Annotated in this window: 12 protein-coding genes; all 12 read left to right on the forward strand. The window is 60.4% G+C overall.

Annotated features, from left to right (window positions below; all coding sequences use genetic code 11):
- Positions 1 to 4: 4 nt before the first annotated feature.
- The 12 genes from bamA to kdsA all read left to right on the forward strand — a co-directional run bounded on the left by bamA (position 5) and on the right by kdsA (position 15,961).
- Positions 5 to 2,383, forward strand: coding sequence for an outer membrane protein assembly factor BamA (gene bamA, locus VF672_RS18860; RefSeq protein WP_331106069.1), 2,379 nt, complete (start codon positions 5 to 7; stop codon positions 2,381 to 2,383).
- A gap of 45 nt (positions 2,384 to 2,428) precedes the next feature.
- Positions 2,429 to 2,932 carry an OmpH family outer membrane protein gene (locus tag VF672_RS18865; RefSeq protein WP_037014235.1) on the forward strand — a complete coding sequence of 168 codons (504 nt, stop codon included), beginning with the start codon at positions 2,429 to 2,431 and terminating at the stop codon, positions 2,930 to 2,932.
- A 4-nt stretch (positions 2,933 to 2,936) separates the two neighbouring features.
- Positions 2,937 to 3,992: a UDP-3-O-(3-hydroxymyristoyl)glucosamine N-acyltransferase gene (gene lpxD, locus VF672_RS18870; RefSeq protein WP_331106070.1), complete on the forward strand. Its 1,056-nt coding sequence runs from the start codon at positions 2,937 to 2,939 to the stop codon at positions 3,990 to 3,992.
- 111 nt (positions 3,993 to 4,103) lie between these two features.
- Positions 4,104 to 4,544 (forward strand): 3-hydroxyacyl-ACP dehydratase FabZ, encoded by a 441-nt coding sequence (gene fabZ, locus VF672_RS18875; protein WP_037014232.1) that lies wholly within the window; start codon positions 4,104 to 4,106, stop codon positions 4,542 to 4,544.
- Complete coding sequence (lpxA, locus tag VF672_RS18880) at positions 4,541 to 5,317, forward strand: acyl-ACP--UDP-N-acetylglucosamine O-acyltransferase (RefSeq protein WP_331106071.1); 777 nt, start codon at positions 4,541 to 4,543, stop codon at positions 5,315 to 5,317. The genes fabZ and lpxA overlap by 4 nt, the downstream gene beginning before the upstream one ends.
- A gap of 2 nt (positions 5,318 to 5,319) precedes the next feature.
- The gene (gene lpxB, locus VF672_RS18885; protein WP_414705632.1) at positions 5,320 to 6,456 is read left to right on the forward strand and encodes a lipid-A-disaccharide synthase; all 1,137 of its coding nucleotides are present in this window, start codon (positions 5,320 to 5,322) and stop codon (positions 6,454 to 6,456) included.
- 11 nt (positions 6,457 to 6,467) lie between these two features.
- Positions 6,468 to 7,109, forward strand: coding sequence for a ribonuclease HII (gene rnhB / locus VF672_RS18890; RefSeq protein WP_331106107.1), 642 nt, complete (start codon positions 6,468 to 6,470; stop codon positions 7,107 to 7,109).
- Positions 7,110 to 7,180: 71 nt separating this feature from the next.
- The gene (gene dnaE / locus VF672_RS18895) at positions 7,181 to 10,702 is read left to right on the forward strand and encodes a DNA polymerase III subunit alpha (protein WP_331106072.1); all 3,522 of its coding nucleotides are present in this window, start codon (positions 7,181 to 7,183) and stop codon (positions 10,700 to 10,702) included.
- Positions 10,703 to 10,829: 127 nt separating this feature from the next.
- On the forward strand, positions 10,830 to 11,777 hold the full coding sequence (locus VF672_RS18900; protein ID WP_331106073.1) for an acetyl-CoA carboxylase carboxyltransferase subunit alpha: 948 nt from the start codon (positions 10,830 to 10,832) through the stop codon (positions 11,775 to 11,777).
- 80 nt (positions 11,778 to 11,857) lie between these two features.
- Entirely contained in the window at positions 11,858 to 13,195 is a 1,338-nt protein-coding gene (gene tilS / locus VF672_RS18905) for a tRNA lysidine(34) synthetase TilS (protein ID WP_331106074.1), read from the forward strand.
- Positions 13,196 to 13,468: 273 nt separating this feature from the next.
- A complete protein-coding gene (locus VF672_RS18910; protein WP_331106075.1) occupies positions 13,469 to 15,100 on the forward strand; it encodes a CTP synthase in 1,632 nt (543 codons plus the stop codon).
- A 15-nt stretch (positions 15,101 to 15,115) separates the two neighbouring features.
- Entirely contained in the window at positions 15,116 to 15,961 is an 846-nt protein-coding gene (gene kdsA, locus VF672_RS18915) for a 3-deoxy-8-phosphooctulonate synthase (RefSeq protein ID WP_331106076.1), read from the forward strand.
- The last annotated feature ends 169 nt before the right edge of the window (positions 15,962 to 16,130 follow it).

Consider the following 16,130-nt stretch of genomic DNA (forward strand, 5'->3'; position numbering starts at 1 on the left):
CTTCATGAAACGTCTGCTGCTAACTGCGGTTCTTGCCGTACTGATGATCGCCGAAGTTCACGCCGAGTCCTTCACTATCTCCGATATCCGTGTCAACGGTCTGCAGCGGGTTTCCGCCGGCAGCGTGTTTGGTGCGCTGCCGTTGAACGTGGGTGAACAGGCCGATGATGCGCGTCTTGTCGACGCAACTCGTGCGCTGTTCAAAACCGGATTTTTCCAGGACATCCAGCTGGGCCGCGACGGTAACGTCCTGGTCATTACAGTTGTCGAGCGTCCGTCAGTGTCGAGTATCGAGATCGAAGGCAACAAGGCAATCACCACTGAGGACCTGATGAAGGGTCTGAAGCAGTCGGGCCTGGCCGAAGGCGAGATCTTCCAGCGCGCCACGCTGGAAGGCGTCCGCAACGAGCTGCAACGTCAGTACGTGGCCCAGGGCCGCTACTCAGCAGAAGTCGCCACTGAAGTCGTGTCGCAGCCGCGCAACCGTGTGGGTCTGAAGATCAACATCAACGAGGGCGCCGTCGCCGCCATCCAGCACATCAACGTGGTGGGCAACTCGGTCTTCCCTGAAGACGATCTGGTGGATCTGTTCGAACTCAAAACCACCAACTGGCTGTCCTTCTTCAAGAACGACGACAAGTACGCCCGTGAGAAGCTTTCCGGCGACCTTGAGCGTCTGCGTTCGTACTACCTCGATCGCGGCTACATCAACATGGACATCGCCTCTACCCAGGTGTCCATCACGCCCGACAAGAAAAGCGTGTACATCACCGTCAACATCCATGAAGGCGAGAAGTACAGCGTCAAGTCGGTCAAGCTGAGCGGCGACCTGAAAGTCCCCGAAGATCAAGTCAAATCCCTGTTGCTGGTCAAGCCGGGCCAGGTGTTCTCCCGCAAGGTAATGACCACTACATCCGAGCTGATCACCCGTCGTCTGGGTAACGAGGGCTATACCTTCGCCAACGTCAACGGCGTGCCGACCCCGAACGATGAAGACCACACGGTCGATATCACGTTTGTGGTCGATCCGGGCAAACGCGCCTACGTCAACCGCATCAACTTCCGTGGCAACACCAAGACGGCAGACGAAGTGCTGCGTCGTGAAATGCGCCAGATGGAAGGCGGCTGGGCATCCACCTACCTGATTGACCAGTCCAAGACCCGTCTTGACCGTCTGGGCTTCTTCAAGGAAGTAAACGTCGAGACCCCTGCGGTGCCTGGCACTGACGATCAGGTAGACGTGAACTACGCCGTTGAAGAGCAGGCGTCCGGTTCGATCACCGCCAGCGTCGGCTTTGCGCAAAGCGCCGGTCTGATCCTGGGTGGCTCCATCAGCCAGAACAACTTCCTGGGTACGGGTAACAAAGTCAGCATCGGTCTGACCAAAAGCGAATACCAGACCCGTTACAACTTCAGCTATGTCGACCCTTACTTCACGCCGGACGGTGTGAGCCTTGGTTACAGCGCGTTCTACCGCAAGACCGACTACGACGACCTCGACGTCGACGTGGCGAGCTACTCGGTAGACAGCCTGGGCGCCGGCATCAACATGGGCTATCCGATCAGCGAGACCTCTCGCCTGAACTTTGGCCTGTCGGTGCAGAAGGATGAGCTGAGCACTGGCCGATACACCGTTGATGAGATCTTCGATTTCATCGAGAAAGAAGGCGACAGCTTCACCAACTTCAAGGCCTCCGTTGGCTGGTCCGAGTCGACGCTGAACAAAGGAACGTTGCCAACCCGCGGCAGCTCCCAGAGCCTGACCCTGGAAACCACCATTCCGGGCAGCGACCTGTCGTTCTACAAGCTTGATTATCGCGGCCAGCTGTTCCACCCGATCACCAACAACTACACCCTGCGCCTGCACTCGGAACTGGGTTATGGCGACGGTTACGGCTCGACATCAGGTCTGCCGTTCTACGAGAACTATTACGCCGGTGGCTTCAACTCGGTACGTGGCTTCAAGGACAGTACGCTGGGCCCTCGCAGTACGCCAAGTAGCGGCCGTGCAGGCAGTGGCACCCTTGCCGACCCGGATCAGGATCCGCTGCCGTTCGGTGGTAACGTCCTGATCACCGGCGGTGCTGAAATTCTGTTCCCGCTGCCGTTCATCAAGGATCAGCGTTCGCTGCGCACTTCGTTGTTCTGGGACGTGGGTAACGTGTTCAACACCAACTGCGGCTCGCAAAAGACCACGACCGACGGTCAGAAGGTTGAATGTAATGGCCCAGAGCTGTCCGGCCTGGCCAGCTCCGTGGGTGTGGGTGTGACATGGGTCACTGCATTGGGTCCGTTGAGTTTTGCCCTGGCAATGCCGGTCAAGAAACCGGACGACAGCACCGAAACTCAGGTCTTCCAATTCTCTCTCGGTCAGACCTTCTAAGGGCTGATCACTGCTAACGACAACGGATTCTGTAGGAGTTACATCGTGCGTAAGTTGACCCAATTGGCATTGCTGGCAACGGTTCTGATCGCAGGCCCGGCATTTGCTGACATGAAAATCGCAGTACTGAACTACCAGATGGCCCTGCTCGAATCCGACGCAGCCAAGCGGTACGCGGTGGATGCAGAGAAAAAATTCGGTCCTCAGCTGACCAAGCTGAAAGCTCTGGAAAGCAGCGCCAAAGGTATTCAGGATCGTCTGGTCGCCGGTGGCGACAAAATGGCCCAGCCGGAGCGTGAGCGCCTGGAGCTGGACTTCAAGCAAAAGGCCCGTGATTTCCAGTTCCAGTCCAAGGAGCTGAACGAAGCCAAGGCCGTTGCTGACCGTGACATGCTCAAGCAACTCAAGCCAAAGCTGGATCAGGCTGTTGAAGAAGTCATCAAGAAAGGCGGCTTCGACCTGGTGTTCGAGCGCGGTGCCGTGATTGACGTCAAACCACAGTACGACGTCACTCGCCAGGTTATCGAGCGCATGAATCAGCTGAAGTAAGTTAATGACCGCGACCATCACACTCGGCCAATTGGCCGAGTTCCTCGGCGCCACCCTGCGTGGCCCGGAGGACAAGCACATCACAGGACTGGCGACCTTGCAGGAAGCCGGTCCTGATCAGGTCAGTTTTCTGGCCAATCCTCAGTACCGAAAATTCCTCGCGACCACCCAGGCCGCTGCCGTGCTGCTCAAGCCGGCGGATGCAGAAGGGTACGCCGCCGACGCGTTGCTGGTGCCTGATCCATACCTCGCCTACGCGCGCATTTCCCATCTGTTTGATCCCAAGCCCAAAGCGGCTGTCGGTATTCACCCGACTGCGGTAGTGGCTGCGGACGCGTTCGTCGACCCGGCGGCCAGCATTGGCGCTTATGCGGTCATCGAAAGCGGGGCGCGGATTACCGCTGGCGTGACCGTCGGTGCGCATTGCTTCATCGGTGCTCGCAGCGTGATCGGCGAGGGCGGCTGGCTTGCCCCCCGCGTCACGCTCTATCACGACGTCCGCATTGGGCAGCGAGTGGTGATCCAGTCAGGTGCAGTGCTGGGGGGCGAAGGTTTTGGTTTTGCCAACGAGAAGGGTGTCTGGCAGAAGATCGCTCAGATTGGCGGCGTGACCATCGGTGACGATGTCGAAATCGGCGTCAACACCGCCATCGACCGCGGCGCCATGGATGACACGCGCATCGGCAACGGGGTGAAGCTCGATAACCAGATCCAGATTGCTCACAACGTCCAGGTCGGCGACCACACGGCGATGGCTGCGTGCGTCGGTATCTCCGGCAGCGCCAAGATCGGCAAGCACTGCATGCTCGCCGGCGGTGTTGGTCTTGTCGGCCATATTGAGATCTGCGACGGGGTTTTCGTCACCGGCATGACCATGGTGACGCGGTCGATCACCGAGCCTGGTGCGTATTCTTCGGGAACGGCAATGCAGCCGGCGGCGGAGTGGCGCAAGAGCGCGGCACGCATGCGTCATCTCGACGACATGGCGCGGCGCCTGCAGCATCTGGAAAAGATTGTCGAGGCAGTGACCTCAGGCGGTAAAGCTTCATCTGATGGCTGATACTTTTTTCTTATCAAGCGTGCACAGCCGATAAACTGCCTCCTTGATTTGCTAGAGGAGTGACGCGCGTTAGTCGCGCCTCCCAATCTTTACTACAGGCTTCCCTTCGAAATGATGGACATCAACGAAATCCGCGAATATCTGCCGCACCGTTACCCGTTCCTGCTTGTGGACCGTGTGGTGGAGCTGGATGTCGAGACCAAAAGCATTCGTGCCTACAAGAATGTCAGCATCAACGAGCCTTTCTTCAACGGCCACTTTCCACAGCACCCCATCATGCCGGGCGTGCTGATTATTGAGGCCATGGCTCAAGCGGCTGGCATCCTGGGCTTCAAAATGCTCGATGTGAAGCCTGCCGATGGCACCCTGTATTACTTCGTCGGCTCGGACAAACTGCGCTTTCGCCAGCCAGTCCTGCCAGGCGATCAGTTGATCCTCGAAGCGAAATTCCTGAGCTGCAAGCGCCAGATCTGGAAATTCGAGTGCCAGGCATCGGTTGATGGCAAGCCGGTGTGCTCGGCCGAAATCATCTGTGCGGAACGCAAACTATGAGTTTGATTGACTCTCGCGCAATCATCGATCCGACGGCCGTGCTGGCTGACAATGTGGAGGTCGGCCCGTGGTCGATCGTCGGACCTGGTGTGGAAATCGGCGAGGGTACAGTGATCGGTCCGCATGTGATCCTGCGCGGCCCGACCAGGATCGGCAAACACAACCACATCTACCAGTTTTCGTCGGTGGGTGAGGACACGCCTGATCTCAAATACAAAGGTGAAGCGACGCGTCTGGTGATCGGTGACCACAATGTCATTCGTGAAGGCGTGACGATCCACCGCGGCACCGTCCAGGATCGTGCTGAAACCACGCTGGGTGATCACAACCTGATCATGGCCTATGCGCACATCGGTCACGACAGCGTCATCGGCAACCATTGCATTCTGGTCAACAACACCGCCTTGGCCGGCCACGTGCACGTCGATGACTGGGCCATCCTGTCCGGGTTCACCCTGGTGCATCAGTATGTCCACATCGGCGCGCACAGCTTTTCCGGCATGGGCACTGCCATTGGCAAGGACGTCCCGGCCTTCGTGACCGTGTTCGGCAACCCGGCTGAAGCCCGCAGCATGAACTTCGAGGGCATGCGCCGTCGCGGCTTCTCCGAAGAATCGATCCATGCACTGCGCCGCGCCTACAAGACCGTCTATCGCCAGGGTCTGACCGTGGAGCAGGCGATTGCCGAGTTGAGCGAGCCTGCTGCACAGTTTCCTGAAGTCGAGCTGTTCCTCAAGTCCATTCAGTCCTCGACTCGCGGCATTACCCGCTGATCATGGCCCGCTTGCGAATTGCGCTGGTGGCCGGTGAGGCGTCCGGTGACATCCTCGGTTCCGGATTGATGCGTGCGATCAGGGCGCGTCATCCGGACGTCGAGTTCATCGGCGTCGGCGGACCGCTCATGGAAGCCCAGGGCATGACGTCGTATTTCCCCATGGAGCGCCTGTCGGTCATGGGGCTGGTGGAAGTGCTGGGTAGGCTCAAAGAGCTGCTCGCACGCCGCAAGCTGCTGATTCAGACACTCATCGACGAAAAGCCGGACGTGTTCATCGGCATCGACGCCCCGGATTTCACCTTGAACATCGAGCTCAAGCTGCGCGAGGCCGGGATCAAGACCGTTCATTACGTCAGCCCGTCGGTATGGGCGTGGCGGCAGAAGCGTGTCCTGAAGATCCGCGAAGGCTGCGACCTCATGCTGACGTTGCTGCCGTTCGAAGCCCGTTTCTACGAAGAGAAGGGCGTGCCGGTGCGTTTCGTCGGGCATCCGCTCGCTGACACCATTGCGCTAGACGCGGATCGTCCGGCTGCGCGCGCCGAGCTGGGTCTGGGCGAGGGGCCAGTGGTTGCGTTGATGCCGGGCAGCCGTGGTGGCGAAGTCGGGCGACTGGGTGCGTTGTTTTTCGATGCGGCGCAGCGCCTGCTCGCCGCGCGGCCTGACCTTCATTTTGTGCTGCCCTGCGCCAGCCCTCAGCGCCGGGAACAAATTGAGCAATTGCTGCAAGGCCGCAAGCTGCCACTGACGCTGCTTGATGGCCAGTCCCATCTGGCGCTGGCTGCCTGCAATGCCGTGCTGATCGCTTCTGGCACCGCGACCCTCGAAGCATTGCTCTACAAACGACCGATGGTGGTTGCCTATCGCCTGGCGCCACTGACTTACTGGATACTCAAGCGGATGGTGAAGAGTCCGTACGTGTCGCTGCCGAATCTGCTGGCTCAGCGTTTGCTGGTTCCGGAGCTTCTGCAAGACGCGGCGACCCCCGAGGCCCTGGCGCAGACGCTGTTGCCGTTACTGGACAACGGTGATGCACAGACTGCCGGCTTCGACGAGATTCACCGAACCTTGCGTCGCGATGCGTCCAATCAGGCGGCCGATGCCGTGTTGAACCTGATTGGCGCAACGCCTTCACGATGAGCAAGCAAACAATGCAAATGGGTCTGGACTTCAATCTCGTCGAGGATCTCGTGGCCGGCGTCGACGAAGTCGGTCGTGGTCCACTGTGTGGCGCCGTTGTCACCGCAGCCGTCATTCTCGATCCGAAGCGCCCCATTCTCGGCCTGAACGATTCGAAGAAGCTCACCGAATCCAGGCGCGAACGACTGTTCGACGAGATTTGCGAAAAGGCGTTGTGCTGGCACATCGCACGGGCTGAAGTCGAAGAAATCGATGAGCTGAATATTCTTCACGCCACCATGCTGGCCATGAAGCGCGCCGTGGAAGGTTTGATCATCACACCTAAACTGGCGCTGATCGACGGCAACCGCTGTCCGCAGTTGTCGGTGCCCAGCGCCCCGGTCATCCAGGGCGATGCGCACGTGCCGGCGATTGCCGCCGCTTCGATTCTGGCCAAAGTCAGTCGCGACCGGGAAATGGCGCGCATGGAGCTGTTGTACCCGGGCTACGGCATTGGAGGCCACAAGGGTTATCCGACCGCCGTGCACCTTGAAGCACTGGCGCGTCTGGGCCCGACGCCCATCCACCGGCGCTCCTTCGGTCCGGTCCGTGAAGCCTGGGCTGCGCGGGACATGATCCTTTCCACCGGCTTCATGTCCCTGCCACTGAGCTGATCGCGGGCTGATGTTTTCCTGAATGGCCGGTACAATCCGGCCTTCGTTTTTTCTGCACCATAGGATCAACCATGCCGGCTTCTTTCGTTCATCTACGCCTGCACACCGAATATTCCCTCGTTGATGGTCTGGTCCGTGTCAAACCGTTGGTCAAGGCGCTTGCGGGCATGAACATGCCGGCTGTGGCGGTGACCGACCAGAACAACATGTGCTCGCTGGTCAAATTCTACAAAGCGGCCATGGGGGCCGGGATCAAGCCGATCTGCGGCGCCGACATCTGGCTGGCCGGGCGCGACCGCGATGCGCCGCTCAGCCGTTTGAGCCTGTTGGTCATGAACCCCAAAGGCTACCTGAACCTCACTGAACTGATTTCCCGTGGCTTCATGCATGGCCAACGTAATGGTCTGGTGGTGATCGAGCGCGAGTGGGTGGCCGAGGCCAGCGAGGGCCTGATTGCGCTGTCCGCGGCGAAGGAAGGCGAGATCGGGATGGCGCTGCTCGGCGGTAACCCGGCCGAAGCCGACTCGTTGCTGAAAGAATGGATGACGGTGTTTCCGGACCGCTTCTACATCGAAGTCCAGCGCACCGCCCGGATCAACGACGAAGAACATCTGCACGCCGCCGTCGCGCTGGCCGAGCGCCATGGCGTGCCACTGGTTGCCAGCAACGACGTGCGGTTCATCAAGCAGGAAGATTTCGAAGCCCACGAAACGCGTGTGTGCATCGGCGAAGGCCGGGCGCTGGACGATCCGCGTCGTTCGCACAACTACAGCGACCAGCAATACCTGAAGAGCGCGGAAGAGATGGCCGAGCTGTTCAGCGACCTGCCGGACGCGCTGGCCAACACCGTCGAAATCGCCAAACGCTGCAATATCGACGTCAAGCTGGGCACGCACTTCCTGCCCAACTTCCCGATTCCCGATGGCATGACGATCGACGAGTACTTCCGCAAGGTGTCGTTCGAGGGGCTTGAAGAACGCCTCGCGGTGTTGTGGCCCAGAGAGACCACGCCGGACTACGAGGCCAAGCGGCAGGTCTATGTCGACCGCTTGAATTTCGAGCTGGATATCATCATCCAGATGGGCTTCCCCGGTTACTTCCTGATCGTGATGGACTTCATCCAGTGGGCCAAGAGCAATGGCGTGCCGGTGGGACCGGGACGGGGTTCGGGTGCCGGTTCGCTGGTGGCCTACGTGCAGAAGATCACCGACCTCGACCCGCTCGAATACGACCTGCTGTTCGAACGTTTCCTCAACCCCGAGCGGGTCTCCATGCCCGACTTCGACGTCGACTTCTGCATGGACGGTCGCGACCGGGTCATTGAGTATGTGGCCGAGAAGTACGGCCGCAATGCGGTCAGCCAGATCATCACCTTCGGTTCCATGGCAGCCAAGGCGGTGGTCCGGGACGTGGCGCGGGTGCAGGGCAAGTCCTACGGATTGGCTGATCGTCTGTCCAAGATGATCCCGTTCGAAGTCGGCATGACCCTGGAAAAAGCCTACGAACAGGAAGAGATCCTGCGCGACTTCCTCAAGGTGGACGAAGAGGCGGCAGAAATCTGGGAAATGGCCCGCAAGCTTGAAGGCGTTGTGCGTAACGTCGGCAAGCACGCGGGCGGTGTGGTCATCGCGCCGACCAAGCTGACCGACTTCTCCGCGATTTACTGCGATGAAGAGGGCGGTGGCCTGGTCACCCAGTTCGACAAGGATGACGTCGAGGCGGCAGGTCTTGTGAAGTTCGACTTCCTCGGTCTGCGGACCTTGACCATCATCGACTGGGCACTGAAGACGATTAATCGCGAACGCGCCAAGGTCGACGAGGAACCACTCGACATCGCGTTTATCCCGCTGGACGACATGCCGACGTACGAGCTGCTGCAACGCGCCGAAACCACGGCCGTCTTCCAGCTTGAATCGCGCGGCATGAAAGAGCTGATCAAAAAGCTCAAGCCCGACTGCCTGGAAGACTTGATCGCCCTGGTGGCATTGTTCCGTCCCGGTCCTTTGCAATCGGGCATGGTCGACGACTTCATCAACCGTAAGCACGGCCGCGCGGAGCTGTCGTACCCCCACGTTGATTACCAGTACGAAGGCCTCAAGCCAGTGCTTGCGCCGACGTACGGCATCATCCTGTATCAGGAACAGGTGATGCAGATTGCCCAGGTCATGGCCGGCTATACGCTCGGCGGCGCCGACATGCTGCGTCGAGCGATGGGCAAGAAGAAGCCCGAGGAGATGGCCAAGCAACGCGGCGGTTTCATCGAAGGCTGCAAGACCAACAACATCGACCCGGACCTTGCCGGTAACATTTTCGACCTGGTGGAGAAGTTCGCCGGTTACGGCTTCAACAAGTCCCACTCGGCGGCTTACGGGCTGGTGTCGTACCAGACCGCCTGGCTCAAGCGTCACTACCCGGCGCCGTTCATGGCGGCAGTGCTTTCAGCGGACATGCACAACACCGACAAGGTCGTGACCTTGATCGAAGAAGTGCGGATCATGAAGCTGCGCCTGGACGCGCCGGACGTCAACAACTCGGAATTCAAGTTCACGGTGAACGACGACGGCCGTATCGTCTACGGTCTCGGAGCCATCAAGGGCGTGGGCGAAGGCCCGGTAGAGGCCATCACCGAAGCGCGCCAGGACGGTCCGTTTGCAGACCTCTTCGATTTCTGCGCACGCATTGACCTCAAGCGCGTCAACAAACGCACGCTCGACGGCCTGATTCGCAGCGGTGCGCTGGACCGTCTGGGGCCGTTCTTCTATGACGAGCCGAAACAGTATCAAGCCAACATCGACCGCAACCGTGGAGTCCTGCTGGCCGCGCTCGAAGAAGCCATTCAGGCGGCCGAGCAGACCGCCCGCAGTCACGACAGCGGCCACGCCGATCTCTTCGGCGGCCTGTTTGTCGAAGCCGATGCCGACGTCTACGCGAACCATCGCAGCGCCAAAGAGGTCACGCTTAAAGAGCGGCTGCGTGGCGAGAAAGAAACCCTGGGCCTGTACCTGACCGGGCACCCGATCGATGAATACGAAGGCGAAATCCGCCGTTTCGCGCGTCAGCGCATCGTCGATCTAAAGCCTTCGCGGGAAACCCAGACCATCGCCGGCCTGATCATCGCACTGCGGGTGATGAAGAATAAAAAGGGCGACAAGATGGGCTTTATCACCCTGGATGACCGTTCGGGGCGGATCGAGGCGTCGCTGTTCGCCGATTCCTTCCAGGCCGCCCAGTCGCTGCTGCAAACCGACGCGATGGTGGTGGTGGAAGGGGAGGTCAGCACCGATGATTTCTCCGGTGGTCTGCGTCTACGCGCCAAACGGGTGATGAGCCTGGAGGAGGCGCGCACCGGGCTGGCTGAGAGTCTGCGCCTGAACGTGCGCGCCGAAGCGCTGAAGGGCGACCGGCTGCGCTGGCTGGGCGAGCTGTGCAAGAAGCACCGCGGCGCGTGCCCGATCACCCTCGATTACACCGGGCAGGAAGCCAAGGCACTGCTGCAGTTTGGCGAAGCGTGGCGGATCGATCCCGCTGACAGCCTGATTCAGGCGCTGCGTGACCAGTTCGGACGAGAGAACGTCTTCCTGCAGTATCGCTGACACTGATCAGCTCAACATATGTGACTCGACACTTTAAACTCGACCGACAGGCGCCCGCTCCATTAAGGTATGGCGCTTATCGGATCAACCGGCCGGCCTCTTGGCCGTCGACCCAAGACGGATGCCTATGAACCCGAATTTTCTGGATTTCGAACAGCCGATTGCTGACCTGCAAGCCAAGATTGAAGAGCTGCGTCTGGTTGGCAATGACAACTCGCTGAACATCGGCGACGAAATCTCTCGACTGCAAGAGAAGAGCAATACGCTCACCGAAAGCATTTTCGGCAACCTGACCAGTTGGCAGATCGCGCGCATGGCGCGTCATCCCCGCCGTCCGTACACGCTGGACTACATTCAACATATCTTCACCGAGTTCGACGAGCTGCATGGCGATCGCCACTTCTCCGACGACGCGGCCATCGTCGGCGGCATTGCCCGCTTGAACGAGCAGCCGGTGATGGTGATTGGTCATCAGAAGGGCCGTGAGGTGCGTGAGAAGGTGCGCCGCAACTTCGGCATGCCGCGTCCTGAAGGCTATCGCAAGGCCTGCCGACTGATGGAAATGGCCGAGCGCTTCAAGATGCCGATCCTGACCTTCATCGACACCCCGGGCGCCTACCCTGGCATCGACGCCGAGGAGCGCAACCAGAGCGAAGCCATCGCCTGGAACCTGCGCGTCATGGCGCGATTGAAGACTCCGATCATTGCTACCGTGATTGGCGAAGGCGGTTCGGGCGGCGCGCTGGCCATTGGCGTCTGCGACCAGCTGAACATGCTGCAGTACTCGACCTACGCGGTGATTTCGCCGGAAGGCTGTGCGTCCATTCTGTGGAAAACCGCCGAGAAGGCGCCGGACGCGGCCGAAGCGATGGGCATCACTGCCGAGCGCCTGAAAGGCCTGGGCATCGTCGACAAGGTGATCAGCGAGCCGTTGGGCGGCGCGCACCGTGATCCGGCCGCTGCCGCTGCCTCTATCCGCGAAGAACTGAGCAGCCAACTGAGCATGCTCCAGAAGTTCGACAACGACGCGCTGCTGGCTCGCCGTTACGAGCGCCTGATGAGCTATGGCCTTTAACCGGACCGTTCTGCAAGAGGAGCGTCACCCACGGCGGTGACGCTCCCCAGTCCGGCGCGCTTTAAGCAGGGTTCACCAGCATGAGCAAACCGGACAGCATCACACTCGCACTCTCCAGACGTCTGCTGTTGCGCCTTGAACCCTGGCGCGCTGCGGCCGCCTGGCGCGTCGCATTTTCCGGTGGGCTTGATTCCACTGTCTTGCTCCACCTGCTGGCCGAACTGGCCAGGGTGCACGCGTTTCCTCCTCTTACCGCCGTTCACGTCAATCATGGCCTTCAGGCTGTGGCGGCGTCGTGGCCGGTGCACTGTCGGCAGATGTGTCAGATCCTGGGCGTGCCGATGCAGACTATCGACGTCCAGGTGCGGCCCGGCGCGAGCCTGGAACAGGCCGCACGCGACGCTCGCTACGCCGCGTTCAACTCGACCCTCGCGGCTGGCGAGGTGCTGCTCACTGCCCAGCACCGTGACGATCAGGCTGAAACGCTGATGTTCCGCCTGCTGCGTGGTGCCGGGGTACGTGGGTTGGCAGCGATGCCGGCGCAACGGGTCTTGGGGGCGGGGCAGTTGTTTCGGCCGCTGCTCGACGAATCCCGCGCGACGCTCGAGGCGTATGCCCGGGAGCAGGGCTTGAGCTGGATCGAGGACCCGAGCAACAAGGACAGCCGCTTTTCGCGCAACTACCTGCGCAGCCACGTGTTGCCTCTGGTGACCACACGCTGGCCGCAAGCGATCGCGAGCATGGCCCGCAGCGCCGCGCATCTGGCCGAGGCACAGCAGTTGCTGGACGAACTGGCGATCCAGGACCTCGTCCACGCCGATACGCCGTGTCCGTGGCCCTGGCTGCACATGCCCTCCCTTGAGCTCGCGCCGCTGGAAGCGTTGTCGGCCGCCCGACAACGAAACGCACTGCGCCACTGGCTGGCCCCGCTGACGCGGCTGCCGGACACCGATCACTGGGTGGGCTGGGATTCCTTGCGCGATGCCGGGCCCGACGGACGCCCCATCTGGCGACTGGCTGACGGTCAGGTGCACCGTGCCGAAGGGCGCATCTGGTGGCTGTCGGGGATCTGGCTAAAAAACGTTGTCGGCTCCCACCACTGGTCCCTGGCCTCGCAACCGCTCACGCTGCCTGGCAATGGCATGTTGCAGATCCTCGGCGCTGCGCCGGTGGGCGGCCTGCATGTGCATTATCGCCAGGGGGGCGAAACCTTTGACGTGCCGGACCGGGGCCGACGAGACCTCAAACGGTTGCTTAACGAGAAGGGCGTACCGGTTTTCCTGCGCGGCCGATTGCCGCTGCTGTACCGCGGCGAGCAGTTATTGGCCGTGGCAAACCTGCCGGGACTGGACGCCAGCCCCCGTGGCGACTGGCGATTGCACTGGTTGCCACCGACGAATGACCAAAGTTTGAGCTGAAAGGGCCTTTCCGGTAGACTACGCTCCCTTCTTGATACAGCTTATGTCGATCCTTTCGGAACGATGCAAGTTGCCGATGACCAGCCAGTCTTTACTGGGCGATTCTCAAAAATGTGGCGAACCACTGACAGGCCTTTTCCAGGCCGGTCGCTGATATGGGCGCGACAGATTCGATAATGCACAGTAAGACACGCGGGTTGTCGGGGGCTTCGGCCTTCCTTCGCTTTTCCCCGGCGGCTCTGACCGCTTTAACGCAGACTTCTAGGGTTTTTCATGACGCGCTACATCTTCGTCACGGGCGGTGTTGTTTCTTCATTGGGGAAAGGCATTGCCTCGGCTTCATTGGCGGCCATCCTGGAGGCGAGGGGACTTAAGGTCACCATGCTCAAGCTGGACCCCTACATCAACGTCGACCCCGGCACCATGAGCCCGTTCCAGCACGGTGAAGTGTTCGTCACCCATGACGGCGCCGAGACCGACCTGGACCTGGGTCACTACGAGCGTTTCATCCGCACCACCATGACCCAGAACAACAACTTCACCACCGGCCGTGTGTACGAACACGTCCTGCGCAAAGAGCGCCGTGGTGATTACCTGGGCGCAACCATTCAGGTGATCCCGCACATCACCGACGAAATCAAGCGTCGCATCATCAAGGGCGCCGGCGATGCCGACGTGGCCATGGTGGAGATCGGCGGTACCGTGGGCGATATCGAGTCGCAACCGTTCCTCGAAGCGATTCGTCAGCTGCGTTTCGAAGTGGGCGCCAAGCGCGCCATGCTCATGCACCTGACGCTGGTGCCGTACATCGCTACTGCGGGCGAGACCAAAACCAAGCCGACCCAGCATTCGGTAAAGGAACTGCGCTCCATCGGCCTGCAGCCAGACGTACTGGTGTGCCGCTCCGATCACCCGATCGACATCTCTTCGCGCCGCAAGATCGCGCAGTTCACCAACGTTGAAGAGCGCGCGGTCATTGCCCTCGAAGACGCCGACACCATCTACAAGATCCCGGGCATCCTGCATTCTCAGGGCCTTGACGATTTCGTCGTCGAGCGCTTCGGGCTGCAGTGCGGCAGCGCAGACCTGTCGGAGTGGGAAAAGGTCGTCGACGCCAAGCTCAATCCAGAGCACGAAGTCACCATCGCTATGGTCGGCAAGTACATGGAGTTGCTGGATGCGTACAAGTCGCTGATCGAAGCGATGAGCCACGCCGGCATCAGTAACCGCACCAAGGTCAACCTGCGCTACATCGATTCCGAAGACATCGAGAACCAGGGCACCGGCCTGCTCGAAGGCGTTGACGCAATTCTCGTCCCGGGCGGCTTCGGTCTGCGCGGTGTCGAGGGCAAGATCACCGCCGTGCAATTCGCGCGCGAAAACAAGGTGCCTTACCTGGGCATCTGCCTGGGCATGCAGGTGGCGGTCATCGAGTTCGCACGTAACGTGCTGGGCTGGAAAGACGCCAACTCCACCGAGTTCGATCGCACCAGCCAGCACCCTGTCGTGGGTCTGATCACCGAATGGGAAGACGCCACCGGTGCTGTTGAAACCCGTACCGAAACGTCGGATCTGGGCGGTACCATGCGTCTGGGTGCCCAGGAATGCCTGCTTGAGCCGGGTTCGCTGGTCCACGACTGCTACGCCAACGACGTCATCGTCGAGCGTCACCGTCACCGTTATGAAGTGAACAACAAGCTGCTGCCGCAACTGGTCGAAGCCGGTCTGAAAATTTCCGGTCGCTCCGGTGACGGCGCGCTGGTTGAAGTGGTCGAGTCCGCTGACCATCCATGGTTCGTGGCCTGCCAGTTCCACCCTGAGTTCACCTCTACGCCCCGCGATGGCCACCCGTTGTTCAGTGGTTTCGTCAAGGCAGCGCTCGCTCAACACCAGAAGAACGGCTGATAGGGAATTCATCACATGGCACAGAAAATCATCCGCGTCGGCTCGATTGACATCGCCAACGACAAACCCATGGTTCTGTTCGGCGGCATGAACGTGCTCGAGTCCCGAGACATGGCCATGCAGGTCTGTGAAGAATACGTGCGTGTTACCGAGAAGCTCGGCATTCCCTACGTGTTCAAGGCCAGTTTCGACAAGGCCAACCGTTCATCCGTGACCTCCTATCGCGGCCCGGGCCTGGAAGAAGGCATGCGCATATTCCAGGACATCAAACAAGCCTTCGGCGTGCCGATCATCACCGACGTTCATGAGCCTGATCAGGCCGCTGTGGTGGCAGAGGTCTGCGACATCATCCAGCTGCCGGCTTTCCTGTCCCGTCAGACCGATCTGGTGGTGGCCATGGCCAAGACCGGCGCCGTGATCAACATCAAGAAAGCCCAGTTCCTCGCGCCCCACGAGATGAAACACATCCTCTCCAAGTGCGTGGAAGCAGGCAACGATCAGTTGATCCTGTGCGAGCGCGGCTCCAGCTTTGGCTACAACAATCTGGTCGTCGACATGCTCGGTTTCGGCATCATGAAATCGTTCGAATACCCGGTGTTCTTCGACGTGACTCATGCCTTGCAAATGCCGGGCGGTCGGTCCGACTCCGCAGGCGGTCGTCGTGCCCAAGTGACCGATCTGGCCAAGGCAGGGATGAGCCAGGGGCTGGCCGGTCTGTTCCTGGAAGCCCATCCGGATCCGGACAACGCCAAATGCGACGGCCCGTGTGCCCTGCGTCTGGACAAGCTGGAACCGTTTCTGGCCCAGCTCAAGGCGCTCGACGAACTCGTTAAAAGCTTCCCGGCGATCGAAACGGCGTAAAAACCCGCTTCTCCGGCGCCGAGCCCTCCGGTAGAGTGCCGTTCGTTGTTTTCCCGACCAAAGGGTCGGGAAAATTGTCGTTTCAGGGCCTGCCCGTTGTCCTAGAGCCCTGAGACGCCGAATCGTTTTCCCAGCTGCGTCGTTTTCGTCAATCTTGGAGTGTTAACAA

The organism is Pseudomonas sp. (genome assembly GCF_036387035.1).
GTDB lineage: Bacteria > Pseudomonadota > Gammaproteobacteria > Pseudomonadales > Pseudomonadaceae > Aquipseudomonas.

What these genes read in the sequence shown, in the direction of transcription:
- bamA (WP_331106069.1), top strand. Translation starts at nt 5, where the DNA reads ATGAAACGTCTGCTGCTAACTGCGGTTCTTGCCGTACTGATGATCGCC.
- lpxD (WP_331106070.1), top strand. Translation starts at nt 2,937, where the DNA reads ATGACCGCGACCATCACACTCGGCCAATTGGCCGAGTTCCTCGGCGCC.
- fabZ (WP_037014232.1), top strand. Translation starts at nt 4,104, where the DNA reads ATGATGGACATCAACGAAATCCGCGAATATCTGCCGCACCGTTACCCG.
- lpxA (WP_331106071.1), top strand. Translation starts at nt 4,541, where the DNA reads ATGAGTTTGATTGACTCTCGCGCAATCATCGATCCGACGGCCGTGCTG.
- lpxB (WP_414705632.1), top strand. Translation starts at nt 5,320, where the DNA reads ATGGCCCGCTTGCGAATTGCGCTGGTGGCCGGTGAGGCGTCCGGTGAC.
- rnhB (WP_331106107.1), top strand. Translation starts at nt 6,468, where the DNA reads ATGCAAATGGGTCTGGACTTCAATCTCGTCGAGGATCTCGTGGCCGGC.
- dnaE (WP_331106072.1), top strand. Translation starts at nt 7,181, where the DNA reads ATGCCGGCTTCTTTCGTTCATCTACGCCTGCACACCGAATATTCCCTC.
- VF672_RS18900 (WP_331106073.1), top strand. Translation starts at nt 10,830, where the DNA reads ATGAACCCGAATTTTCTGGATTTCGAACAGCCGATTGCTGACCTGCAA.
- tilS (WP_331106074.1), top strand. Translation starts at nt 11,858, where the DNA reads ATGAGCAAACCGGACAGCATCACACTCGCACTCTCCAGACGTCTGCTG.
- VF672_RS18910 (WP_331106075.1), top strand. Translation starts at nt 13,469, where the DNA reads ATGACGCGCTACATCTTCGTCACGGGCGGTGTTGTTTCTTCATTGGGG.
- kdsA (WP_331106076.1), top strand. Translation starts at nt 15,116, where the DNA reads ATGGCACAGAAAATCATCCGCGTCGGCTCGATTGACATCGCCAACGAC.